Below are 20,390 nucleotides of genomic sequence, written 5' to 3'. Positions count from 1 at the left end.
ACACCCACATCTTACCACACCTGTATTGAGCCGACCTACCCGATCCCGGTTGCATCAGCAGCAGGCCGAAAATTACCGTGCCAGTTTACGGGCGATATCGACGAATTTCTTCCTAGCCGGATTCTCACTCATCGCCGACCAAACGAGACTAAACTCTATCTTCTTCGCCGTTCCATACAGGCGCAAGAACGCGACGTCACGTCTTGCCATTCCTGCGGCGGTCGATGCGAGCACTAGTGCCACCCCACAATCTCGTGCGACGAGATTCAGCAAGTTTTCTCTACCTACATATTGAATCGAGATCCGCGGAGCCGACCTGCCGATAGAAAGCTGGCGTAGTAGAAACTCATCAAGTTCCCCTCCCGCGCTCCCAGACGGTAAGATAAACTTTTCGCTTTTGATATCCTCCCATGCCACCATGCCTGCAGACGCAAGACGGTGTTCACTTGAAACAGCCAAACATAACTCTTCTTCATAAAGCTGTAGAGACTCGCAGCCGGGGAAATTCAATACGTTCGGCAAGAAAGCTGCATCCAGCCGTCGACATAGCAGCCCCACAATTGCACCATCGCTTGCCGTCTCCTCAAACGTAAGTTCGATCCTTGGGTTCAGTCTGTGAAAGTCTCCGATGATATCGGCCATTGGACCCGCAGCCAACGAGGTCATAAGCCCGATCCGAAGTTGCCCAATCTCGCCTTTGACCGTCTCCCGAACCTCTCGTATCACCTCCCGCAATCGCTCTGCACTATAGGCTGCCGTTTGAACAAACCGCTCACCAGCGACGGTAAGGCGCGCACCATTGTGGCTCCGTTCGAATAGCCTCACACCTACCTTGCGCTCCAAGATACTGACACGTCGACTTATGGTCGATTGGGTCATGTTCTCACTCTCGGCCGCGGCGCGGAAACTTCCGAACTGAGCCACCAGAAGAACGTAGCGAAGATATCGGAAGTCCAGAGAAACATCAGGCATGACTACTCCAACTCGGCATGGAGCTAAACAACAAACGCAACGACAGATGAGGATGGAACACTAAATCGCGGCGGCGGCCGAGACTACGGGCATCAACCTCGCCTTCTCCGAGCTGTGCGTTCTCGCGATAGGGCTCGACGAACTCAAAGAAAACTCGCTGGAAAATGCCGCCGATAAGCCCAAAATTCCCTGTGGCATCCTCAGAGCCGCTCATAATGTCGATTCCGATCATCTGACCGCAAATACAACCGAAGAAATCATATGTATGAATTTCATGATACTGAACTGTGTTGCTGTAGAATCTAGCTGGGTGCAGCAATTTCCCCCATATCCTTCCTGGTCATTCGTCATTTAGCTTTGTCTTGAGAGGCATCGAATTGATATGCCTTCTCGAGTAAATTACGAGCATGTTTTGTCCTCATGGAAATGATCGAATGAACGGCCCATGGGTGAACTCATTGGTCGCTCTGAGTTCAGTGGGTTTGAAATCTTCGCGTGCTGACATGATTGAAACATTGGCATCTTACTTCTGCTCGCGAGAGATGGCTTCATGTTGCGCTCTGATGCGTTCGGCCTTCTCACAATGGCAATCGAGGAAGCCATGGATCGGACAGGTCCAGCACATCTGCTCGAGGCGCTTGCGAAGTGCGCGACGCCCGCGATGCAGGCGCACGGTGACATTGTTCAACGACGTGCCTAGACTTGCTGCGAGCCGGTCACGCGGCTCGCCCAGGATATCCGCGCGCCAGATGATGTCCGCATACTCATCCTTGAGTGTCGGCAGCAGCCGGTAAAGACAGTTGCAAATGGCCACGTCTAGATCAGGGTCCGGTTCAGCCATATAGTCCTCCAGGCTTTCCGGGTCCAAATCAGCCTCGCGGCGCCGCCGCCTGATCATGTCTCGCTGATGATCGACAATCGTCGTCGCTAGAATCTTGCCCAACCAACCGCGCATGGTTCGAACGTCACGGAGCTGCGATGCCCGCTCCAGCGCGCGCACCGAGAAGCGTTGAAGCACATCCTCCGCCTCGTCATGATCCCGAAGCCGATTCCGAAGAAAGTTCAGCATTTCCTGCCGCGCCTCAACTATTGCGCGTTGAACGGCGGCGTCATGCGGCTTGGCAGCGCCGCCTTCCCACCTTTCGTCACCCGTTCCGTGATCGTCATCACGAGACACTTCGTACTCCTTTCAAGCAACAGGTCCACCGGCGCCGGATCACCAATAGTCTCTGAATATTACCCACACCGATGATCACCCAATCTTTAATACAGATTAAGAATTTCTCGCCAGCCGAGCCACAACCTGCGTTGAGATGTCACCATCGTCGTGCCGATCAGTCGGGATCCAATCAATCCAGGCACGTCGTTCGACCGCCATGTCAGGGGTCATTCATGCGCCGGTTTCACACTGATCATCGTTGAAACCACGACATCGCAGTCTGCGGATCGACGCCGGCGACCTCGATCAGCCGGTCGGGGTCCAGAATCCGAAGCCGGCGATAGTGGAAGTGGACGATCCCCTCCTTGCGCAGCGCGCCGAGCACCCGGTTCACATGCACGTAGGTCAGGCCCGTCGCATCGCCGATCTGCTCCTGCGTCAGCGGGATCGTCATCTCCTCGATGCGCTCGCCCGGCCACTGGGCGCGATAGCGGGTGAAGAGCTCCAGCAGCAGGTGCGCCACCCGCTCGCGCGCCGTCCGGCGGCCGATGCTCGTCATGTGGTCATAGGCCATGCTGGTGTCGCGGGCCAGCGTCCCCGCCAGCCGCATGGCCATCCCCGGATCGTCCCTCGACGAGGCCGCCAGCACGGTGTCGGGGATGACCGAAACGATCACATCCGTCAGGGCCTCGGCGCCATGGCTGGCCTGGGCATCCTTGGACGTCGGCATACCCATGACCGCGCCGGGCAGGGCGAAATGGACGATCTGCCGCCGGCCGTCCTCCAGCAGAGTATAGATCGCCACCCAGCCGGACAGCAGGTTGAAGACCGATGTATTGGTCTCGCCGATGCTGAACAGATCGCGCCCGGCCACCAGCTTGCGGTCACCCGTCCGGTAGCGCGGAAGAAGGCGGCAAGCATCCGCCGACCGCGGCAGGCCCGTGGCCGGAGCCCATTTTTCCCCGTCGTATCCGTCGCCCCGGCGCTTGGAGCGCTTGCTCAAATCATTGGCCGGTGCGCCGCGCGGGCGCTCCGCTTCCTGTATCGCCTGTCCTCGAAAGCATGGTCTGCTCCATCCGCGTTCGAAATCGTCCCATTCGTCGCGGAAGAGCGACCGGGCTGCCTCTACTGATAAGGACGCTCGATCCCAGCTCATATTACACCTCCTGGGCGCATCGCCCGTGCCGCGCGGCTGCGTCCGCAGCCAGCTGACTGTCCTGAAGAAGAACCTCGCTCCGCCGCAGCGGCACCTTCGCCGCGTCCCGCGCCGCTGGCCGTGTTCATGAACGCAACAGCGACGCGAACGGCCGTGCCGTGGTCAGGTAGGCGAGGAAACGACCTGGAGGAAGCGAGGTCGCGGGACCGGAGGGTCGCGGCCTAGGATGATCGACCGGAGGCATTCGTCGCGGAACGCCGGTACGACTGACGCTTCGACCGGTTTCCAGAGAAATCCGGTGCGATGCGACGCCAGCGGCGCTTGGCAGGGCGCGCACATCATGGTGCAGCATGCCAAGGGAGACGAACAGTCGTTGGCGGGTGACAACTCGGTCGATACGGCACCCGCGACGGTCTCAGATTCAGGGATTGATTGAAGCAGGACGAGCCTGTTCTCGTGCGCGGTCGCCGGCTCCCCTTGCATGAGAAAGGAAACCGTGCAGATGATCAGCAATGCCAATAGTCTGAGCATGTGCTTGAACGGATCCCTTGCCGCCCGTGTGCTTCTCGACGCACCAAGCCGAAGGCAGAGTCTACTCCCTCGCACTTCTCACGCAAGATCACACGCTTGCACTATTCGGCAATGCCGCTCGTGGCGCATTGATCGAGATCAAGATGGCTGCCCGCAATGCGTGTCGGCCGTTCTGCATCGGCGGATATCCCCTACGCAGCACTCCAGCGCCACTATAGCAGATGGCCACCAATCCGGGCCGCATCCCCTTGGACTGCTCGTGAGCAGGTGATCGTGGTCGACCAGCACCTCGGGCTAGGTCGAAGGCCGCTCGCACGGTCCGCGCAGCGATGGGGAGCACATTGCATGGGCCTTTGGGCACACACTTGATCGAGATTAAAGTGCGTCGCTACCGGAGTGGTGATAGTAACAGTCGAGTGACAAATCTGACTGGTGTTTCAAGGCCCGGGAATGGCATCGACAGCCTCGACCACGCCTGATCGCACGAACTGCATCGCGGTGCTCGTCGCCCGCCACCGGCGAAGGTTCGTGCTGAGTCCGTTTTTCGGCAAGAGCGACGGGCTTCTCGTCATCGATCCGGTGGCGCGGCGGCGGCGGTATCGCGCCAACGCGGCCAGAACGAACGAGGCCATCTGCGAGCTGATCCTGGCCAGCGGCGCCACGCGCCTGATCTGCGGATTCGTCGGCGCGCCCGAGCGCGACGGGCTTCGTGCTGCCGGGACCGACATCCGCCTTGCCTCCTGCGCGCATTCGGTTGCCGATCTCGTGTCCGCGTTCGAGACGCTGCCCTCCGCCTGACGCCCTTCCGAGTATGGCGAAACCGACAAGGGAGGCGCCCCGCCGGGCGCCTCCCCTTCATCGGTGCAGCGGGGTGCCTATTCGGGCGCGTTCACGCGGAGCCATTCTTCCAGCTGGGCGATCTCCGCCTCCTGCGCCGAGATGACGTCTTCGGCCAGCTTGCGGATCTCCGGATCGGACCCGTGTTCAAGGACGACGCGGGCCATATCGATCGCGGCCTGGTGATGCGGGATCATGCCCCGCGCGAAATCCACATCCGGGTTGCCGCTATAGCCCATGGTCGACATGGCTGCGTGCATCCGCTCCATCGCATCGACATAGTCACGAACCGCGGGATCATCCTCGGGCAAGACCGAGGTCTGGCCGGCGGCCGGTCCGCCGTGCATCGCGCCGTGATCCACCTGCGACCACGCCGGAACCGCATTGGCAAGGCCGAGGCCGGTCACCACGAGCGAGGCGAGCAAGAGTTTTCGCGTAGTCATAGGGCATTCCTTTCAGTCTGTGGTTTTTCCACTCTGCGGAACTCGCTCAGGATCGCCTGCTGCGAGCTGTCGAGCTTGTTACTCAACGGGATGTCTAGATGGGTGCCGACACCAGGAAGACCGACGGCATCGCCACCGATTTTGCCAGGAGCTGCATCTTGGAGTGGCGGTCGGCGGCCCCCACCACCATGCTCCTTGTCGTCATACGATCGCGCGACACCTGCCTTCCTGCAACTCGACCGATCGAAGGCGACCGCCCGGCTGCGGGATCATTTTCCACGTCGACCCGATCGACTCTTTAACCGAGATCAAGAACCGCCCCATCGGTCGGATTTTCTTCCGATGACGCTTCCATTGCTGCGCGGAAAGCCCGCCCGGGGAACTACCATGGCTAAAAGGAGGATCAAGATATTCGGACGCCCACGTGATCATCGGGGTCCGACGTCCGATGAAAGCCCGCGCCATAAATCTGGGCAAATATCTGCTCCACCAGTTCGTCACGCCGCTTGCGGCCCTGTTCGATAGATTCAAAAATCCGTTCGTTGAGGTCTCCCTCGTATGGGGCAAACGGATTATCCTCCGGCAATGGTGCTCGACGGTGCTCGACGATCCGCGCGAGATCGGCGATGCCGCGCATCCACGGATTGAATTGCGCCGAGAAGAAATGACGACTTGTCCGCATCGGGTGCAGCCATTCGAGAAGCGCGGCGGTTGACGGGGTGCTGAAAAGACGTACCCAAGGGCTGACGAATGCCCTGTAAATCTGCTCGTTCGCCTCTGAAGTGTGCCGCACCCTCTCGAACGCCCGGATCGGTGCTTCGAATTCGATGTCCGAGACATCGCGCTCCTCGAAGCGCACCGAATATTCCGACCGAGGGGATGCCCGGTCGTCTGAGGGCTTGTCGATGATTATCTCGTAAAGTCCTGGAGGCAGAGCCGAAATGCTCTCCACACTTTCAAGGATCGCCCGATGCTCAAGACGCGCCACCTTGGCGGAGACGAAGATGCCCAGATGGCCGACATGGTCGTTGGTCAGGTAGACGATGCGCTGGCCCGCGGCCTTCAGATCCCCGGTGGTCCGGTAGACGATGGGTATCCAGCCAAGCGCCTGATGCGGCGGCGTGATATTGTCGCCATAGGAGGCGAAAATGACGAGCGGATTCTGTATACGCCGCAGATCGACGGTGCAGCCGTCGCAGATCCGCACCTCGCCCTGCTCAAGCTTGTTGCCGATGAAGAGATTCTCAACGATCGCGACGATTTCTTCGCGACTGAGAAAGTACCAGGCGTTCCACCAACGCTCGAACTCCAGAAATCGGTCGCGTTCGCTGTCGATATGCATGAACAGGTTGGCGTATTTCTCCCATACGGATTCCGGCTTCAAGTTCTCGAAGTTCATAACAAGCCAGGCGCCGTCGAACCGTCCGTCTCCCAGGTCGGCAAGCGCGTGCGTGAGCCATGTGCCACCGACGAAGCCGCCGGCGATCCGCATCGGATTGACACCCGATTCACCGGCCCAGTACGACAGCGGCGAGCCATTGAGAACCGCCGGCCCGACCAACCCCTCGCAATCGGCGGAGAGCAACGTGATCGCCCAACCGGCCTGACAGTTGCCGTAAAGGATCGGCGCGGTCCCGCCATGGCGCCTCGCGACTTCTTCGACGAAATGGCGCAGGGCATGCAGGACATCGTCAAGCGTCTGGCCCGGGAGGGGTTCCGGGAAGAATGACACGAAGTAGACCGGGTGACCCTGCTGCATGGCGATCCCGACTTCGGACTCCCGCTTGAAGCCGCCAATTCCGGGGCCGTGTCCGGCCCGCGGGTCCACCACGAGGACGGGCGGCTTGGCCGGGTCGAGGCAGTCCTCGATGCAGGTCTCGCCGATGCGCGTTATGCGCAGCAGGGCGTAGTTCGCCGGCTGCGCCAGGTGCCGGGCGTCGATCAGCAACTCATAGTCGAAATCCAGCAGCGGCGGCTTTCCGGCACGCTCGTGTGCCATCATGTTGTCCGCGCGCTGGCGGAGCGTATCCCAGAAAAGGATCGATCGTTCCCAAACATCGCGCTGATACGCCGCGAGTTCCTGAATGCGGCTCGCCGCGTCCGGGTTGAACCCATTGTTCCCTGGCACCAGAACATTCGCAGCGGCGGGAGGTGGTTCAGTGCGCATGTGGACATCAGGAAATGGCGTTACTTCTGCCGCCGCAGACTTGCCATGGTCGATCTTCTTCATGCTCGCTCCATCAGCTTCCGCGCACGATTGAGAACCGCATCACTACGCCCGACCGCACAACATCAGGCTTAGTTGGCTTGCCGCCGTCCTGGCTTGGTCGCCTGTTGTTCTTTTTCGGAGACCTGCGCATTCAGATCATTCGCCGCATCCTGGGCGATTGAGGCGCAGCAGTCGTGCAGTCTTTCCGACAACTCAGACCAGCGCTTTGCGCGAAGGGAAGCACCTTCGTGGATAACCGCGACCATCTGGGCCTGAGCTGAGAGAAGATCGTTCGGATTTCTGCATTGCATAAGCGCCTGAAACGACTGTCCGAGGCGCCCGGTGCGATCGGAGACCGCGTTGACCTCTGCGTCATAGGCGTCAGCACAGATTTTCTGCAGCTTCACGGCAAAGCCCTGCCATAGCCGCAAGTTGTGATCGATAGCGCCAGAATTGCCTGCGAAAGGCAAACCCCACCAGGCAGTGATGGCGTTCAGCCGCTCGGTTTCCGTCGTCATGGCCTCTTTCATCTCCAAAGCCGTTCTCCTGTCTCATGATTGCTTGCGTGGTTGGTTGGGACGGGCAGTCGTCAGCCCGTGGCCTCGAGTGCCAGCGCGATGCCTTGTCCGCCGCCGATGCAGAGTGTCACCAAGCCCCGCCTTACACCGTCCCGCCGCATCGCATGCAGCAGGCGCGTCGTAAGAACCGCGCCGGTCGCGCCAATCGGATGCCCATGGGCGATGGCCCCGCCCTCGACATTGACGATGTCCTCCGGCAAGCCGAGTTCGTCCATCAAGGCCAGCGTGATCGCGGCGAACGCTTCGTTGATCTCCACTCGCTCCAGGTCGCCGATCGACCAGCCCGCGCGGTCCAGAGCACGATGCACGGCCGGAACTGGCCCGAGGCCGAACATGCCGGGCTCAACCGCACCGATGCCGAACCCGGCCAGCCGCGCCATAGGCTCGACGCCGCTCTTTTCGGCCCATGCCTCTTGCGCCACGATCATTGCCGCCGCACCGGTGTTGAGACCCGGAGCATTCCCGGCCGTGATCGTGCCGCCCTCGCGAAATGCCGGCTTCAGCTTCGCGAGATCCTCCATCGTCGCGTCCAGTCGATTGTGCTCGTCCTTTCGAAAGATGGTCGGACCCTTACGACCGGGAACCTCGACCGGCGCGATCTCGGCGTCGAACTTGCCGGCGGCTTGAGCCTCACTGAAGCGTTGCTGGCTTCTCAGAGACCATCGATCCTGTGCCTCGCGCGTGACTTGAAATCTGGTGACCAGATCCTCAGTCACCCAGCCGGAATGCCGATCGGAGAACGCATCGTTGAGCCCATCCCGCAGCATGGAGTCGTAGATCCGACCTTCGCCCATGCGATAGCCCCACCGACCGTGGGGCAGCAGATACGGTGATTGATCCATGTTCTCCATGCCGCCGGCGATGGCGGCTTTGGCAATTCCCAGCATGAGCTCCTGTGCCGCCGTCGCGATCGCCTGAGCACCAGAGCCGCAGACGCGGTTGACCGTCATTGCGGGCACCGCGCTGGGCAGGCCTGCCGCAACGGCAGCCTGCCGAGCCGGATTCATCTTGGCCCCCGCCTGCACGACCTGACCCAGGACGACCGTTTCGATGGCATCGTGCTCCACCCCCGCCCGCGAAAGGCTCGTGCTGATTGCGATGCCGCCGAGATCAGGCGCCGGCATATCCTTCAGCGTACCGTTGTAGGTTCCGATCGGCGTCCGCACCGCAGCGCACAGTACGACATTGGATTGCGTCATCGCGAAATTCCCTTCTCGCTCGGTGCCTGCTTTCGTGCTGGCCACCATTCCCGGCAGCAGACGGACACAGCATAGAGAGCGCGCCGGGCAGCGGTCTTTAATCCAGATTAAGCCCCGAACCGGAGCCTAAATGGGTCCGGAGGCCGGGGCGACATCACTGTCGCGCGATCATCAGAGCGGGACCGACGCATTGCGGGATTTCGTCTGGGGCAGGTAGCGAAAATCGCCAAGATCCGCAGAAACTATAACCGAGATCAAAGTTTTCATCCGCCCTCACGATCATCGTGGGCCGAACCGAGAGCCACGCGGGCAGCTCCAATGCGTGGCCCGATTCCGAACGCAAATGTCTTCAATGCAGAGAGGTCGAAGGACCATGGCGCCCAGCGACAGACAGCCCGACCACCATGACCGGCCTCCCCGGCGATACCCTGCCGCGACCATCGCGCTGTGGGGTTTCCTCGCGATCGGCGTGTTCTTTCTGATCGCCGAACATCGGGCCCACCTGCTCGGCTGGCTGCCGTGGCTGATCATCCTGGCCTGTCCTCTGCTCCACATCTTCATGCACAGGAGTCACGGCGGACACGACCATGGCGGAAGCCCGCCTTCAAAGGGTTCGGACCGAACTCCCCACCAACATTGAGACGTCCAGGGAGCCCAAAGACATGCACGAAGACGTTCAGGCTTATGGCCTCTGGTCCCTGGTGTTTCTGAACTCCGCTGTATTCATCTTCTTCGCGTTCAGTTTCTTCAAACCGACGACACCGCGCGACTGGCGTTCCTTCGGCGCCTACAGCGCGTTCATCGTCGCGCTGTTCACGGAAATGTATGGGTTTCCGCTGACCATCTACCTCCTCTCGGGTTGGTTGCAGACGCGCTATCCGGGGATCGACTGGCTGTCCCACGACGCCGGACATCTTCTGGAGACGCTCTTCGGGTGGCGGCTCAACCCACATTTCGGACCGTTCCACCTTCTGAGCTTCGTCTTCATCGGGGGCGGGTTCATGCTTATCGCCACGGCATGGAGGATTCTCTACGACGCGCAGAAAAAAGGGGGGCTTGCCACGACCGGAGTCTATGCGCGGATCCGTCACCCCCAATACGTGGGCTTCGTCCTCGTGATGTTCGGGTTCCTGCTCCAGTGGCCGACCCTGCTCACCGCCGCGATGTTTCCGATCCTCACCGTCATGTACTGGCGGCTCGCAAGGCGCGAGGAGCGGGATACGCTCGACCGGCACGGAGAAGCATATGCGCGCTATATGCAAGATGTGCCTGCTTGGTTTCCACGCTTGACCACAAGTCCAGCGTGAGTCGAGGCGATGCAGCCAACGGAAGAGCGCCTGACGGCGAAGATCAGAGTACGTAACTGCCTGTGGCAGGTCGACACGCTCTACTCATTGGCCCGCCTTTTATCGTATGTATTTGATTTCTATCCAATATCGCGTTGTACGGGTGTTCCTGCAACGCGCGGTATCGGCATGTGGACACACTTCTGTTCGGAACGCTTGATAGGCTGCTCAAGACGGGCATAGGTCAACGTCCGATGGCTCGGGAACACACAAAGAAGCCGGGCACGGCGGGGGCCCGCCCAACCGATTATCGCAATCACGGATGATCGCTGGAGAATGTGAGGTGGGACGAGCCGGGGCTGTCCGGCAACGAAATCGCTAGCTCGATCTCGTAGCGGCCGCGCCCGGGAAAGTTGGCGAACCCGCCATAGGTGATCGTGTCGGCGATCGACATCGGTTCCAGCACGATATGCTCGTGGCTGACATGGCCGAGCGAGGAGACCGTCGCCACGACCTCGGCGTTCTCGATCCTGTCACTCGTCTGGCTATCGAAGACCGCCACGACGATGTGTTGCGGATGTTGCCCCGATGGCACCCCGCCGTGCATCGTGCCCTCCTGGTGACCGGAGGGGTGGCCGCGTACGACCGAAGCCGGCATGATCCCGAGATAGACCGAAAGCCCATCAACCGATTGGAAGCCGTCATCTGCGGACACGAGGCTCGTCGACACGAGAAACGCGCCGAGCGCAACGGACAACGCGCGCCCGGCGATGAGCCTGCTCCACCTTGATGTTGTGCGATTCAACATATCCCTTTCCCCCCGTGACTGCGACCGCAGGCTCACTCGCCGCGATTGCCCAGCCAATCCTGCATGGCGTCGATCTCGGCCTGCTGGGCGTCGATGATCTCCTGCGCCCATTGACGGCTCTGTGGCTCCTGGCCGAACTCGAGCGCGGCCTGCGCCATCCTGATCGCCGCCTCGTGATGGGCGATCATGCCCTTCACGAACGCGACGTCGGCATCGGGTTCCTGCATCGCCTCCATCATCGGCGCGTGCATGTCCATCATGGCGCCCATATAGGCGCGGGACGCCTCGGGCAGCGCCTCCATGCGCTGCGCCATCTGCTGCCCCATCATGCCGTCCATCATCTGCATCATCGGCGCGCCTTGCTGAACCGGGGCCGGTTCGGCGTGTTCGCCTTCCCCGCCTGGATGATGCGGATCGGCCTGGGACAGCGCCATGACCGGAAGTACGGTCAGCGCGAGAACCAGCCAAAATCGTGCAATGCGTGCCATATCGAGACTCCCTTCCTCCTGCACATTCAGGACCGCTTCCGTAAGATCACAGCCCGACCACTTCGCTTCAGGCTACATGGCCGTCACGGCGAAGGACTTAACCTGGATTAAAGAACGAGAATTGCCCCAGACAACCACTGTGAAAACTCCGGCAGCGGGTTTGGTCCGCTGTCCCATCCATCGTCAAACACTTTAACCTCGATCAAGGATTCAGCGCCCGGATCGCGTGAGATTTCCGACGAAACAACACGCCAGTGGCTGCCGCAGCATTGCCTCGGCCAGATCAAGGAAAGTCCTGATGAGTTCACCCCACTCCCACCACGGCCATCAGAACCATCAGACGCACGCGACCGGGCATCGCGGCGGCGAGGACCACTACGGCAACCCGAAGGTCATCGCCGCGGCCGGTTCCAGCCATTCCGGGCATGCCGGCCACGACCATGGCGCGATGGTCGCCGACTTCCGCCGCCGCTTCTGGGTGACCCTGATCCTGACGCCGCCGATCCTGCTGCTGTCGCCGATGATCCAGCACTGGTTCGGCATCGCCGAGGCGATGGCGTTTCCGGGCGACCGCTATGTGCTCTTCGTCCTCTCGACCATCGCCTATGTCTACGGCGGGTGGCCCTTCCTGACCGGCTTCACCTCCGAGCTGCGCAAGGGCCAGCCCGGCATGATGACGCTGATCGCGCTGGCGATCTCTGCGGCCTATTTCTTCTCGGCGGCCGTCACCTTCGGCTTTCCAGGCGAGGAATTCTACTGGGAACTGGTGACGCTGATCGCCATCATGCTGCTCGGCCACTGGGTCGAGATGCGCTCGGTCATGGGCGCCTCGCGCGCGCTGGAGGAGCTGGTCCGGCTGCTGCCCGACAGCGCCACCCGGATCGCAGCGGACGGCACGATGCAGGAGGTGGCGATCTCGGCGCTCAGCCCCGGCGACAGGGTGCTGATCCGGCCGGGCGCCAAGGTGCCGGTCGACGGCGCCATCGTCGAGGGATCGTCCGGGTTCAACGAGGCGATGCTGACCGGCGAATCCCGCCCGGTTTCCAAGGGCGTCGGCGCGACCGCCATCGGCGGGGCGATCAACGGCGCCAATGCCGTGACTATCGAGGTGACCGCCACCGGCGACGCGACCTACCTCGCCCAGGTCATCGAACTGGTGCGGAAGGCACAGGAGACGCGCTCGCGCACGCAGGACCTCGCCAATCGCGCGGCCTCGTTGCTGACCTATATCGCGCTCACGGTCGGCTTCGGCACGCTCTTCGTCTGGTGGCTGCTGCTGGACGCGCCGCTGGCCTTCGCGATGGAGCGGATGGTGACGGTGATGGTCGTCGCCTGTCCGCATGCGCTCGGCCTCGCGGTGCCGCTGGTCGTCGCGGTCAGCACCTCGCTCTCGGCGCGCAACGGCCTGCTGATCCGCGACCGCGCCGCGTTCGAGCGGGCGCGTAACCTCGATGCCGTCGTGTTCGACAAGACCGGCACGCTGACGGAGGGCCGCTTCGGAGTCAGCGATATCGTGCTGCTGGCGGGCGGCGACGAGGCCGAGGAACTGGCCTATGCCGCCGCGGCCGAGAGCCAGTCCGAACACCCCATCGCCCATGGCATCGTCGCCGAGGCGAAGGCGCGGGGACTGACTGTCCCGAGGGCGAGCGAGGTCAGCAACATCACCGGCGAAGGCATCCTGGCCAAGGTCGATGGCCAGGACATCCGCATCGTCAGCCCCGGCCACCTAGCCCGTCAGGGCAAGGCCATTGCCCATGAAAGCCTCAAGCGGCTGGAGGGTCAGGGCAAGACCGTCGTCGTTCTGGTCCGCGACGGCGCGCCGCGCGCGCTGCTGGCGCTGGCCGACATCGTGCGCCCGGAATCGAAGGAGGCCATTGCGGAACTTAAGTCGCTCGGCATCAACTCGATCATGCTGACCGGCGACGCCGAGGGCGTGGCCAAGGCGGTGTCGGAGGAGCTTGGCATCACCGAGTATTTCGCCGAGGTGCTGCCCGACCAGAAGTCGCAGAAGATCGAGGAGTTGCAGGCGCGCGGCCTCTCCGTCGCGATGGTCGGCGACGGGGTGAACGACGCGCCGGCGCTGGTGGTGGCCGATCTCGGCATCGCCATCGGCGCGGGGACCGACGTGGCGGTCGAATCCGCCGATGTGGTGCTGGTGCGCAGCGATCCGCGCGACGTCGGCGCGATCCTCGGCCTCTCGCGCGCCACCTATCGCAAGATGGTGCAGAACCTGATCTGGGCCACCGGCTACAACGCCGTCGCCATCCCCATGGCGGCCGGCATAACCTTCGGCACCGGCTTCATGATGACGCCGGCCGTGGCCGCGGTGTTCATGTCGGCCAGCACCGTTATCGTCGCGATCAACGCCCAGTTCCTGCGCAACTACCGGCGGCACAAATGACGAGGGCCGGCGCGGGGCGCCTGATCCTTCCATTGCCGGGCAACGAGACTTTCGCCCGGCAGCTTGCCGATGCCGGCGGGTGGGAGGCCGGCGCGCTGGAAACGCGCCGCTTCCCGGACGGCGAAACCTATCTGCGCATCCTGTCGGATGTGAAGGACAAGGCGGTCGATCTCGTCGCCACGCTGGCCCGGCCCGACGATGGCTTCCTGCGCCTGATCTTCGCCGCCGATGCCGCCCGGTCGCTCGGCGCGCGCGAGGTCAATCTCATCGCGCCCTATCTTTCCTATATGCGGCAGGACCGCCGCTTCCAGCCCGGCGAGGCCGTGACGTCGAAGAGCTTCGCCCGCCTTGTCTCATCGAGCTTCGACCGGCTGATAACCGTCGATCCGCACCTTCATCGCTACCCGGCGCTGTCGGCGCTCTACACGATCCCGACCAATACCCTGCACGCCGCGCCGCTGCTGGCAGACTGGATCGCCGCCAATGTCGATAGTCCCCTGATCATCGGCCCGGACGAGGAAAGCGAGCAATGGGTCTCGGCCATCGCCGCGCGCATCGGGGCGCCGCATGCAGTGCTGCGCAAGGTCCGGCACGGCGACCGCGATGTCGATATCGCGCTGCCGGATCTTTCCGAGTGGCGTGGCTGCCAGCCTGTGCTTGCCGACGATATCGCATCGTCCGGACATACGCTCATCGAGGCCGCCCGCCAGCTTCCGCTTCAGGGTTTTGCCCGGCCGGTCGTCGCGGTGGTGCATGGGATCTTCGCGGAGGAGTCCTTCCAGCGCCTCGCCCCGCTCTGCGACCGGATCGTCTCGTCCGACGCGGTGCCTCATGACAGCAATGCCGTCGGGCTCGCCTCCATAATCGCCGAGGCGATTGCTTCCGCAGCCGGTGACGATGGCGATCTCGTCCGGCACCGCCGCCCGCCGGAACCGCTGGATGAAATCGAACAGGCGGGTTTCGATTCCTTCCCCGCCAGCGATCCGCCGCCCTGGACCGGCGGTGTGACCTGATGAACCAGAACAATGAGCTGAAAGCGTCGACGACATGAGTGAACCTGCAAAGGAAACATCCGAGACCTGGCGCAAGGGATACGGCCCGATTGTCCACAACGACCAGACGGCCGAGCGCGTACGCGCCCTGGCAACGTCAGGCCACATCGACCCGGAATCCCTCTACCGAATCCTCGCCGCCGCCGACCGCCTGACCTCGGCCGCCATGTGGACCGTCGTCCACATGACCTATGCCAGCCGCGTCGATCTTTCCGGTGCGCCGCTGCCAGCCGAGGCGTTCAAGCCGACACCCGAAGGCCATACCGGCGGATCGCTCAACATGGTCCCGGCTTTCGTGGGCTATCTCGCCGCGAACGCGATCACCGCGAAGACCCGCTCATGGCTGATGGGCCAAGGCCATTGCGTCGCCGCGATCGAGGCGGTGAATGCACTCACCGGGGACGTTTCCCCCGCTCAGAAAGGCCGCTACGACCGCAGTGAGAAAGGTCTCTCGCAGCTCGCGGCCGATTTCTATTCCTATGCGATCGACGCCGGCGGCAACGCCGCCGTGCCGCTCGGCAGCCATGCGGGCCCAAACACCGCCGGCGCGATCTCGGAGGGCGGCTATCTCGGCTTCGCCGAGGTCCAGTATGTCCACGCGCCGCTGCCTGGCGAAAGCCTCGTCGCCTTCCTGAGCGACGGCGCCTTCGAGGAACAACGCGGATCGGACTGGACGCCGCGCTGGTGGCGCGCCGAGGATTGCGGCCTTGCCGTGCCGGTCATGATCCTCAACGGCCGCCGTATCGAGGAACGCGTCCAGATCGCCCAGCAGGGCGGCGCCGAATGGCTCGCCGACCATCTGAAGCTCAACGGCTTCGATCCGGTCATCGTCGACGGCCGCGATCCCGCCGCCATCGCCTGCGCGATCATCGAGGCCGAAACCCGCCTCGGAGGCTTTGCCGCCGATCCCGGGCGCACCTATCCCGCGCCGATCCCCTATGTCATCGCCGAGACGGTGAAGGGCTTCGGCTTCCCCGGCGCCGGCACCAACGCCGCGCACAATCTGCCGCTCGGCGGCAACCCCGCGCGCGACGAGCACGCGAGAGCCGCCTTCAACGCCGCCGCCCGGGCGTTGTTCGTTCCGCCCGGGGAGATCGAGCGCGCCGTCGCCCGGATCGCCGTCCATGACAGGCAGGGCCGCGAACCCGAAAGCCGGCATCCGCTCGCGCTCCGCAACCTGCCGGACCCGGACTTGCCCGAGCCAGACTGGACCACCCCCGGCGATCCGCCCGACTGCGCCATGCACGCGCTCGACCGCTGGTTCGTCCGCGTGGTGGACGCCAACCCCGGCCTTCGTCCGCGTGTCGGCAATCCCGACGAGTTGCGCTCCAACCATATGGGCGCGACGCTCGACAGGCTGCGCCATCGCGTCAACACGTCCGAGCCGGGCGTCGCCGACGCGATCGACGGCGCGGTGATCACCGCGCTCAACGAGGAGGCCGTGGCGGGCGCGGCACTCGCCAACAAGGGCGGGATCAACCTGATCGTCAGCTACGAAGCCTTCGCGATGAAGATGCTCGGCGGATTGCGGCAGGAGATCGTCTTTTCCCGGCGCCAACGCGAAAGCGGGCAAGACCCGCGCTGGATCTCCGTGCCCCTCGTCGTCACCTCCCATACCTGGGAAAACGCCAAGAACGAGCAGTCGCATCAGGACCCGACCATCGGCGAGGCGCTGCTCGGCGAGATGTCCGACACGGCGCGCGTGCTGTTTCCGGTCGACGCCAACAGCGCGACGGCCGCGCTGCGATCCGTTTACGAGGGTCGCGGCCAGGTCGCGTGCCTGATCGTGTCCAAGCGCGACATGCCGCACCGCTTCGCCGCCGAGGCGGCGACACGCTTCGTCCGCGAGGGGGCGGCGCACGTCGACGGGGAAGTGACAGGCGCTGAACTTCAGATCGTCGCTCTCGGCGCCTATCAGCTCGAGGAGGCGCTGAAGGCCGCGCACCGCCTCAGGACCCATGGCCGACGCGTTCTGGTCACGGCCATGTCAGAGCCCGGCCGCTTCCGCATCCCCCGCGACCCTATCGAGGCGGCCTTTACGGCGAAGGACGATGAACTGGCCGCCCTGTTCCCGCCGGACCTGCCGCGCCTGATCGTTTCCCACACAAGGCCCGAACCGATGCTCGGCCTCCTGCGGCGACTGGATTCCGGCCCGCAAGCGACGGCGGCGCGCGGCTATGTCAGCCGTGGCGGCACGCTCGACGTCGCCGGCATGCTGTTCGCCAACCGCTGCTCCTGGGCGCATCTGGTCGACGCCGCCGCCCCTCTTGCCGGCTGGAGCCGCGACGACCTCCTCGCGCCCGCCGAGTGCGACGCCGTGGACGGACGCGGCCATCCCGGCGACATCGCCGCATTCAACGACTGAAGGATGCCATGCTCACGCTGACCTCTCTCGGCGGTGCCGGCACCGTCACCGGCTCGAAACACCTTCTTGCCCATGGCGACAAACGCCTCCTGATCGACTGCGGTCTGTTCCAGGGCCTCAAGAACCTGCGCGACCTGAACTGGGAGCCGCTGCCCGTTGCCCCGTCCAGCATCGACGCGGTCGTCCTGACCCATGCCCATCTCGACCATTCCGGCTACCTTCCCAAGCTCGTCCGCGACGGCTTCCGGGGCCGCATCTACGCCACGGCCGCGACCCGGGACGTGGCCGAGTTGATCCTCAAGGACAGCGGCTTTCTCAACGAGAAGGATGCCGACTACGCCAACCGCAAGGGTTTTTCGAAACACAAGCCGGCCCTGCCGCTCTACGGTGTGCGCGATGCCGAACGCGCGATGGAGTTCTTCTCCACCGTGCCCTTCGATACGCCTGTTCAGCTTTCGGGCGGCGCGACCCTGACCTTTCGACATGCAGGCCATATTCTGGGGGCGGCCAGCGCCGACATCGAATGGGTCGGCCGTCGCATCGCCTTCTCGGGCGACCTCGGACGCTACGGCGATCCGGTGCTTCATGATCCGGATCCCGTGCCGGAAGCCGACTACATCGTCATCGAATCCACCTACGGCAACCGCCTTCATGGTCCCGCCGATACGACCGAGGTGCTGGGCGGGATTGTCGAACGCACGGCCGGGCGCGGCGGCACCGTCGTAATTCCGGCATTCGCTGTCGGCCGCGCACAGTCCTTGCTCTATCACTTCTGGAACCTGAAGACCGCAGGCCGCCTTGCCAACATCCCGATCTATCTCGACAGCCCGATGGCGATCGACGCGACCGACCTCCTTCACGCGCACAGCGACGATCATCGCCTGACACATGACGAATGCACCGCGATCTGCAAGATCGCGACCTATACGCGTGATGTGGACGCTTCAAAGGAGATCACCGCCAGCCCATGGCCGAAGGTGGTGATCTCGGCCAGCGGAATGGCGACGGGGGGCCGCGTGCTGCATCATCTCAAATCCTTCGCGACCGATCCGAAGCACACGATCCTGTTTTCCGGCTATCAGTCCGCCGGAACGCGGGGCCGCGCCATGGTCCAGGGCGCGCGGGAGATCAAGATACACGGTCAGTGGGTCCCGGTGCGCGCGGAGATCGACGATCTGTCGATGCTCTCGGCTCATGCCGACGCCGACGATCTGATGCGCTGGCTCGCGGGCTTCCAGCGCGGGCCATCCCGCGTATTCATCGTCCATGGCGAGGCCGAGGCTTCGGAGGCCCTGCGCGTCCGGATCGGCCGCGAGCTGGACTGGAACGCCACCGTGCCCCGACAGGGCCAGGTATTCGACCTATGACCGCGCTCGTCTCTTCCGCTGAACCTGCCCAGCCGACGCTTCGTGCGCGTCGTCTCGGCTTGCACACCCAGCACCAGCCGGTCGTGGTTATGCACAAGGATTGTCATGTCTGCCACTCCGAAGGCCTCGCCGCGCGCGCGCAGGTTCTCGTCACCAGCGGCGGCCGGGAGGTCCAGGCCACGCTGTTTCAGGTCGACAGCGACGCTATGGTGAAGCACGACGAAGTCGGCCTCTCGGAAACCGCCTGGAATCTCCTCGGCGTCTCGGAGGGGGAAGAGCTGCGCGTGAGCCATCCTCCCGCGCTGGAATCGCTGGCCAGTGTGCGTCGGCGCATCTATGGCCATCGCCTCGACGCCCAGGCCCTTTCGGACATCGTAAGGGACGTAACAGCCGGCCGGTACACGGATGTGCATCTCGCCGCCTTCCTGACCGCAAGCGCGGCCCTGCCGCTCGACGAGAACGAGACTGCCGACCTTACCGGAGCCATGATCGCGGTAGGCGACCGGATGCGTTGGGATGCCCCCATCGTCGTCGACAAGCATTGTGTCGGCGGCCTGCCCGGCAACCGCACCACGCCGATCGTGGTGGCGATCGTCGCGGCCAACGGGCTCGTCATGCCCAAGACCTCGTCGCGCGCCATCACCTCGCCCGCCGGCACCGCCGACACGATGGAAACGCTGGCCCCGGTCGATCTCGATCTCGCCACGCTGAGGCGCGTGGTCGAGGCGGAGGGCGGCTGCATCGCCTGGGGTGGCGGTGTCCATCTGAGCCCGGCCGACGACATTTTCGTGCGGGTCGAGCGTGAACTCGACGTCGATACCGAGGGCCAGCTCATCGCCTCCGTGCTGTCCAAGAAGATCTCCGCCGGCTCCACCCACGTCGTGATCGACATCCCGGTAGGCCCCACGGCCAAGGTGCGCGGAGAGGATGCTGCATCGCATCTCGCCGCACGGATCACGGCGGTGGCGGCGCGCTTCGGCCTCGCCGCCACATGCGTGCAAACCGACGGCTCGCAGCCGGTCGGTCGCGGCATCGGCCCCGCGCTGGAGGCGTTCGACGTACTCGCCGTGCTGCGAAACGCCCCCGACGCGCCGGACGATCTGCGCCGGCGCGCCGCCATGCTGGCGGGCGCGGCGCTGGAGATCGGCGGCAAGGCCGGCAAGGGAGCAGGTCTGGCCCTCGCATTGGACACATTGTCCGATGGCCGGGCATGGAAGAAGTTCGAGGCGATCTGTGCGGCGCAGGGCGGGCTGCGCACACCGCCCAGGGCGGCTCACCTCCATCCCCTTGTCGCCCCGCGCGCCGGGCGGGTCGTGCATATCAACAACCGAAAGCTGGCCCGCCTCGCCAAGCTCGCGGGCGCGCCCGACGCCAAGGCCGCCGGCGTCCACATGGAGGTGCGGCTTGGCGACGAGATCGACCGGGGGCAACCGCTTGTCCACATCCACGCGGAAACGCCGGGCGAACTAGCCTACGCGCTCGATTATGCGGCGCAAGCCGGCGACATGATCGAGGTCGAGCCGTGAGCGGCATCCCGGT

The 20,390-nt window shown here is 63.7% G+C and carries 18 protein-coding genes; 8 read left to right on the top strand and 10 right to left on the bottom strand.

Annotation, left to right across the window (positions count from 1 at the left end; genetic code table 11):
* Positions 1–72: 72 nt before the first annotated feature.
* The 4 genes from JHW48_RS04780 to JHW48_RS04765 form a co-directional block, all read right to left on the bottom strand.
* Positions 73–972, bottom strand: a complete 900-nt coding sequence (locus JHW48_RS04780; protein ID WP_119884757.1) for a LysR family transcriptional regulator — start codon at positions 970–972, stop codon at positions 73–75.
* Complete coding sequence (locus JHW48_RS04775) at positions 965–1,204, bottom strand: hypothetical protein (protein WP_147388033.1); 240 nt, start codon at positions 1,202–1,204, stop codon at positions 965–967. The genes JHW48_RS04780 and JHW48_RS04775 overlap by 8 nt, the downstream gene beginning before the upstream one ends.
* Before the next feature lie 291 nt (positions 1,205–1,495).
* Positions 1,496–2,149 carry an RNA polymerase sigma factor gene (locus JHW48_RS04770; RefSeq protein WP_240637663.1) on the bottom strand — a complete coding sequence of 218 codons (654 nt, stop codon included), beginning with the start codon at positions 2,147–2,149 and terminating at the stop codon, positions 1,496–1,498.
* A gap of 235 nt (positions 2,150–2,384) precedes the next feature.
* Positions 2,385–3,287: a Crp/Fnr family transcriptional regulator gene (locus tag JHW48_RS04765; protein ID WP_205961845.1), complete on the bottom strand. Its 903-nt coding sequence runs from the start codon at positions 3,285–3,287 to the stop codon at positions 2,385–2,387.
* Positions 3,288–4,268: 981 nt separating this feature from the next.
* Between JHW48_RS04765 and JHW48_RS04760 the strand changes: the two genes are divergently transcribed.
* Positions 4,269–4,616, top strand: a complete 348-nt coding sequence (locus tag JHW48_RS04760) for a hypothetical protein (protein ID WP_119884760.1) — start codon at positions 4,269–4,271, stop codon at positions 4,614–4,616.
* 77 nt (positions 4,617–4,693) lie between these two features.
* Here the strand turns inward: JHW48_RS04760 and copM (JHW48_RS04755) are convergent, their stop codons facing one another.
* The 4 genes from copM (JHW48_RS04755) to JHW48_RS04740 all read right to left on the bottom strand — a co-directional run bounded on the left by copM (JHW48_RS04755) (position 4,694) and on the right by JHW48_RS04740 (position 9,084).
* Positions 4,694–5,062, bottom strand: coding sequence for a CopM family metallochaperone (gene copM / locus JHW48_RS04755; protein ID WP_240637664.1), 369 nt, complete (start codon positions 5,060–5,062; stop codon positions 4,694–4,696).
* 439 nt (positions 5,063–5,501) lie between these two features.
* Positions 5,502–7,328 (bottom strand): DUF3141 domain-containing protein, encoded by a 1,827-nt coding sequence (locus JHW48_RS04750; protein WP_240637665.1) that lies wholly within the window; start codon positions 7,326–7,328, stop codon positions 5,502–5,504.
* A gap of 68 nt (positions 7,329–7,396) precedes the next feature.
* A complete protein-coding gene (locus JHW48_RS04745; RefSeq protein WP_147388034.1) occupies positions 7,397–7,825 on the bottom strand; it encodes a hypothetical protein in 429 nt (142 codons plus the stop codon).
* 71 nt (positions 7,826–7,896) lie between these two features.
* Complete coding sequence (locus tag JHW48_RS04740) at positions 7,897–9,084, bottom strand: thiolase family protein (protein WP_119884764.1); 1,188 nt, start codon at positions 9,082–9,084, stop codon at positions 7,897–7,899.
* A 373-nt stretch (positions 9,085–9,457) separates the two neighbouring features.
* Here JHW48_RS04740 and JHW48_RS04735 point away from each other — a divergent pair, with 373 nt between their 5' ends.
* Positions 9,458–9,724, top strand: coding sequence for a DUF2933 domain-containing protein (locus tag JHW48_RS04735; protein WP_119884765.1), 267 nt, complete (start codon positions 9,458–9,460; stop codon positions 9,722–9,724).
* A gap of 22 nt (positions 9,725–9,746) precedes the next feature.
* Positions 9,747–10,391, top strand: coding sequence for a methyltransferase family protein (locus JHW48_RS04730; RefSeq protein ID WP_119884766.1), 645 nt, complete (start codon positions 9,747–9,749; stop codon positions 10,389–10,391).
* A gap of 295 nt (positions 10,392–10,686) precedes the next feature.
* Here the strand turns inward: JHW48_RS04730 and JHW48_RS04725 are convergent, their stop codons facing one another.
* Together JHW48_RS04725 and copM (JHW48_RS04720) are read right to left on the bottom strand one after the other, a co-directional pair.
* Entirely contained in the window at positions 10,687–11,178 is a 492-nt protein-coding gene (locus tag JHW48_RS04725) for a hypothetical protein (RefSeq protein WP_119884767.1), read from the bottom strand.
* Positions 11,179–11,210: 32 nt separating this feature from the next.
* Complete coding sequence (copM, locus tag JHW48_RS04720) at positions 11,211–11,690, bottom strand: CopM family metallochaperone (RefSeq protein WP_240637666.1); 480 nt, start codon at positions 11,688–11,690, stop codon at positions 11,211–11,213.
* 274 nt (positions 11,691–11,964) lie between these two features.
* Between copM (JHW48_RS04720) and JHW48_RS04715 the strand changes: the two genes are divergently transcribed.
* Genes JHW48_RS04715 through JHW48_RS04695 form a run of 5 tightly spaced genes read left to right on the top strand, consistent with a single transcriptional unit; the run spans position 11,965 to position 20,377 of the window.
* Positions 11,965–14,067 (top strand): heavy metal translocating P-type ATPase, encoded by a 2,103-nt coding sequence (locus tag JHW48_RS04715; RefSeq protein WP_205961846.1) that lies wholly within the window; start codon positions 11,965–11,967, stop codon positions 14,065–14,067.
* On the top strand, positions 14,064–15,080 hold the full coding sequence (locus JHW48_RS04710) for a ribose-phosphate pyrophosphokinase (RefSeq protein WP_119884768.1): 1,017 nt from the start codon (positions 14,064–14,066) through the stop codon (positions 15,078–15,080). Before JHW48_RS04715 ends, JHW48_RS04710 begins: the two co-directional genes overlap by 4 nt.
* A 34-nt stretch (positions 15,081–15,114) precedes the next feature.
* Positions 15,115–17,484 carry a phosphoketolase family protein gene (locus tag JHW48_RS04705; protein ID WP_119884769.1) on the top strand — a complete coding sequence of 790 codons (2,370 nt, stop codon included), beginning with the start codon at positions 15,115–15,117 and terminating at the stop codon, positions 17,482–17,484.
* A gap of 8 nt (positions 17,485–17,492) precedes the next feature.
* Positions 17,493–18,851, top strand: a complete 1,359-nt coding sequence (locus JHW48_RS04700) for an MBL fold metallo-hydrolase RNA specificity domain-containing protein (protein ID WP_119884770.1) — start codon at positions 17,493–17,495, stop codon at positions 18,849–18,851.
* Positions 18,848–20,377, top strand: a complete 1,530-nt coding sequence (locus JHW48_RS04695; RefSeq protein WP_119884771.1) for a thymidine phosphorylase family protein — start codon at positions 18,848–18,850, stop codon at positions 20,375–20,377. The genes JHW48_RS04700 and JHW48_RS04695 overlap by 4 nt, the downstream gene beginning before the upstream one ends.
* Positions 20,378–20,390: the final 13 nt, after the last annotated feature.

Source organism: Paracoccus aestuarii (assembly GCF_028553885.1).
Lineage (GTDB): Bacteria > Pseudomonadota > Alphaproteobacteria > Rhodobacterales > Rhodobacteraceae > Paracoccus > Paracoccus aestuarii.
The sequence above is the reverse complement of the archived record's forward strand: the minus strand, read 5'-3'. Positions and strand labels throughout refer to the sequence as shown.

What these genes read in the sequence shown, in the direction of transcription:
- JHW48_RS04780 (WP_119884757.1), bottom strand. Translation starts at nt 972, where the DNA reads ATGCCTGATGTTTCTCTGGACTTCCGATATCTTCGCTACGTTCTTCTG.
- JHW48_RS04775 (WP_147388033.1), bottom strand. Translation starts at nt 1,204, where the DNA reads ATGATCGGAATCGACATTATGAGCGGCTCTGAGGATGCCACAGGGAAT.
- JHW48_RS04765 (WP_205961845.1), bottom strand. Translation starts at nt 3,287, where the DNA reads ATGAGCTGGGATCGAGCGTCCTTATCAGTAGAGGCAGCCCGGTCGCTC.
- JHW48_RS04760 (WP_119884760.1), top strand. Translation starts at nt 4,269, where the DNA reads ATGGCATCGACAGCCTCGACCACGCCTGATCGCACGAACTGCATCGCG.
- JHW48_RS04750 (WP_240637665.1), bottom strand. Translation starts at nt 7,328, where the DNA reads ATGAAGAAGATCGACCATGGCAAGTCTGCGGCGGCAGAAGTAACGCCA.
- JHW48_RS04745 (WP_147388034.1), bottom strand. Translation starts at nt 7,825, where the DNA reads ATGACGACGGAAACCGAGCGGCTGAACGCCATCACTGCCTGGTGGGGT.
- JHW48_RS04740 (WP_119884764.1), bottom strand. Translation starts at nt 9,084, where the DNA reads ATGACGCAATCCAATGTCGTACTGTGCGCTGCGGTGCGGACGCCGATC.
- JHW48_RS04735 (WP_119884765.1), top strand. Translation starts at nt 9,458, where the DNA reads ATGGCGCCCAGCGACAGACAGCCCGACCACCATGACCGGCCTCCCCGG.
- JHW48_RS04730 (WP_119884766.1), top strand. Translation starts at nt 9,747, where the DNA reads ATGCACGAAGACGTTCAGGCTTATGGCCTCTGGTCCCTGGTGTTTCTG.
- JHW48_RS04725 (WP_119884767.1), bottom strand. Translation starts at nt 11,178, where the DNA reads ATGTTGAATCGCACAACATCAAGGTGGAGCAGGCTCATCGCCGGGCGC.
- JHW48_RS04715 (WP_205961846.1), top strand. Translation starts at nt 11,965, where the DNA reads ATGAGTTCACCCCACTCCCACCACGGCCATCAGAACCATCAGACGCAC.
- JHW48_RS04710 (WP_119884768.1), top strand. Translation starts at nt 14,064, where the DNA reads ATGACGAGGGCCGGCGCGGGGCGCCTGATCCTTCCATTGCCGGGCAAC.
- JHW48_RS04705 (WP_119884769.1), top strand. Translation starts at nt 15,115, where the DNA reads ATGAGTGAACCTGCAAAGGAAACATCCGAGACCTGGCGCAAGGGATAC.
- JHW48_RS04700 (WP_119884770.1), top strand. Translation starts at nt 17,493, where the DNA reads ATGCTCACGCTGACCTCTCTCGGCGGTGCCGGCACCGTCACCGGCTCG.
- JHW48_RS04695 (WP_119884771.1), top strand. Translation starts at nt 18,848, where the DNA reads ATGACCGCGCTCGTCTCTTCCGCTGAACCTGCCCAGCCGACGCTTCGT.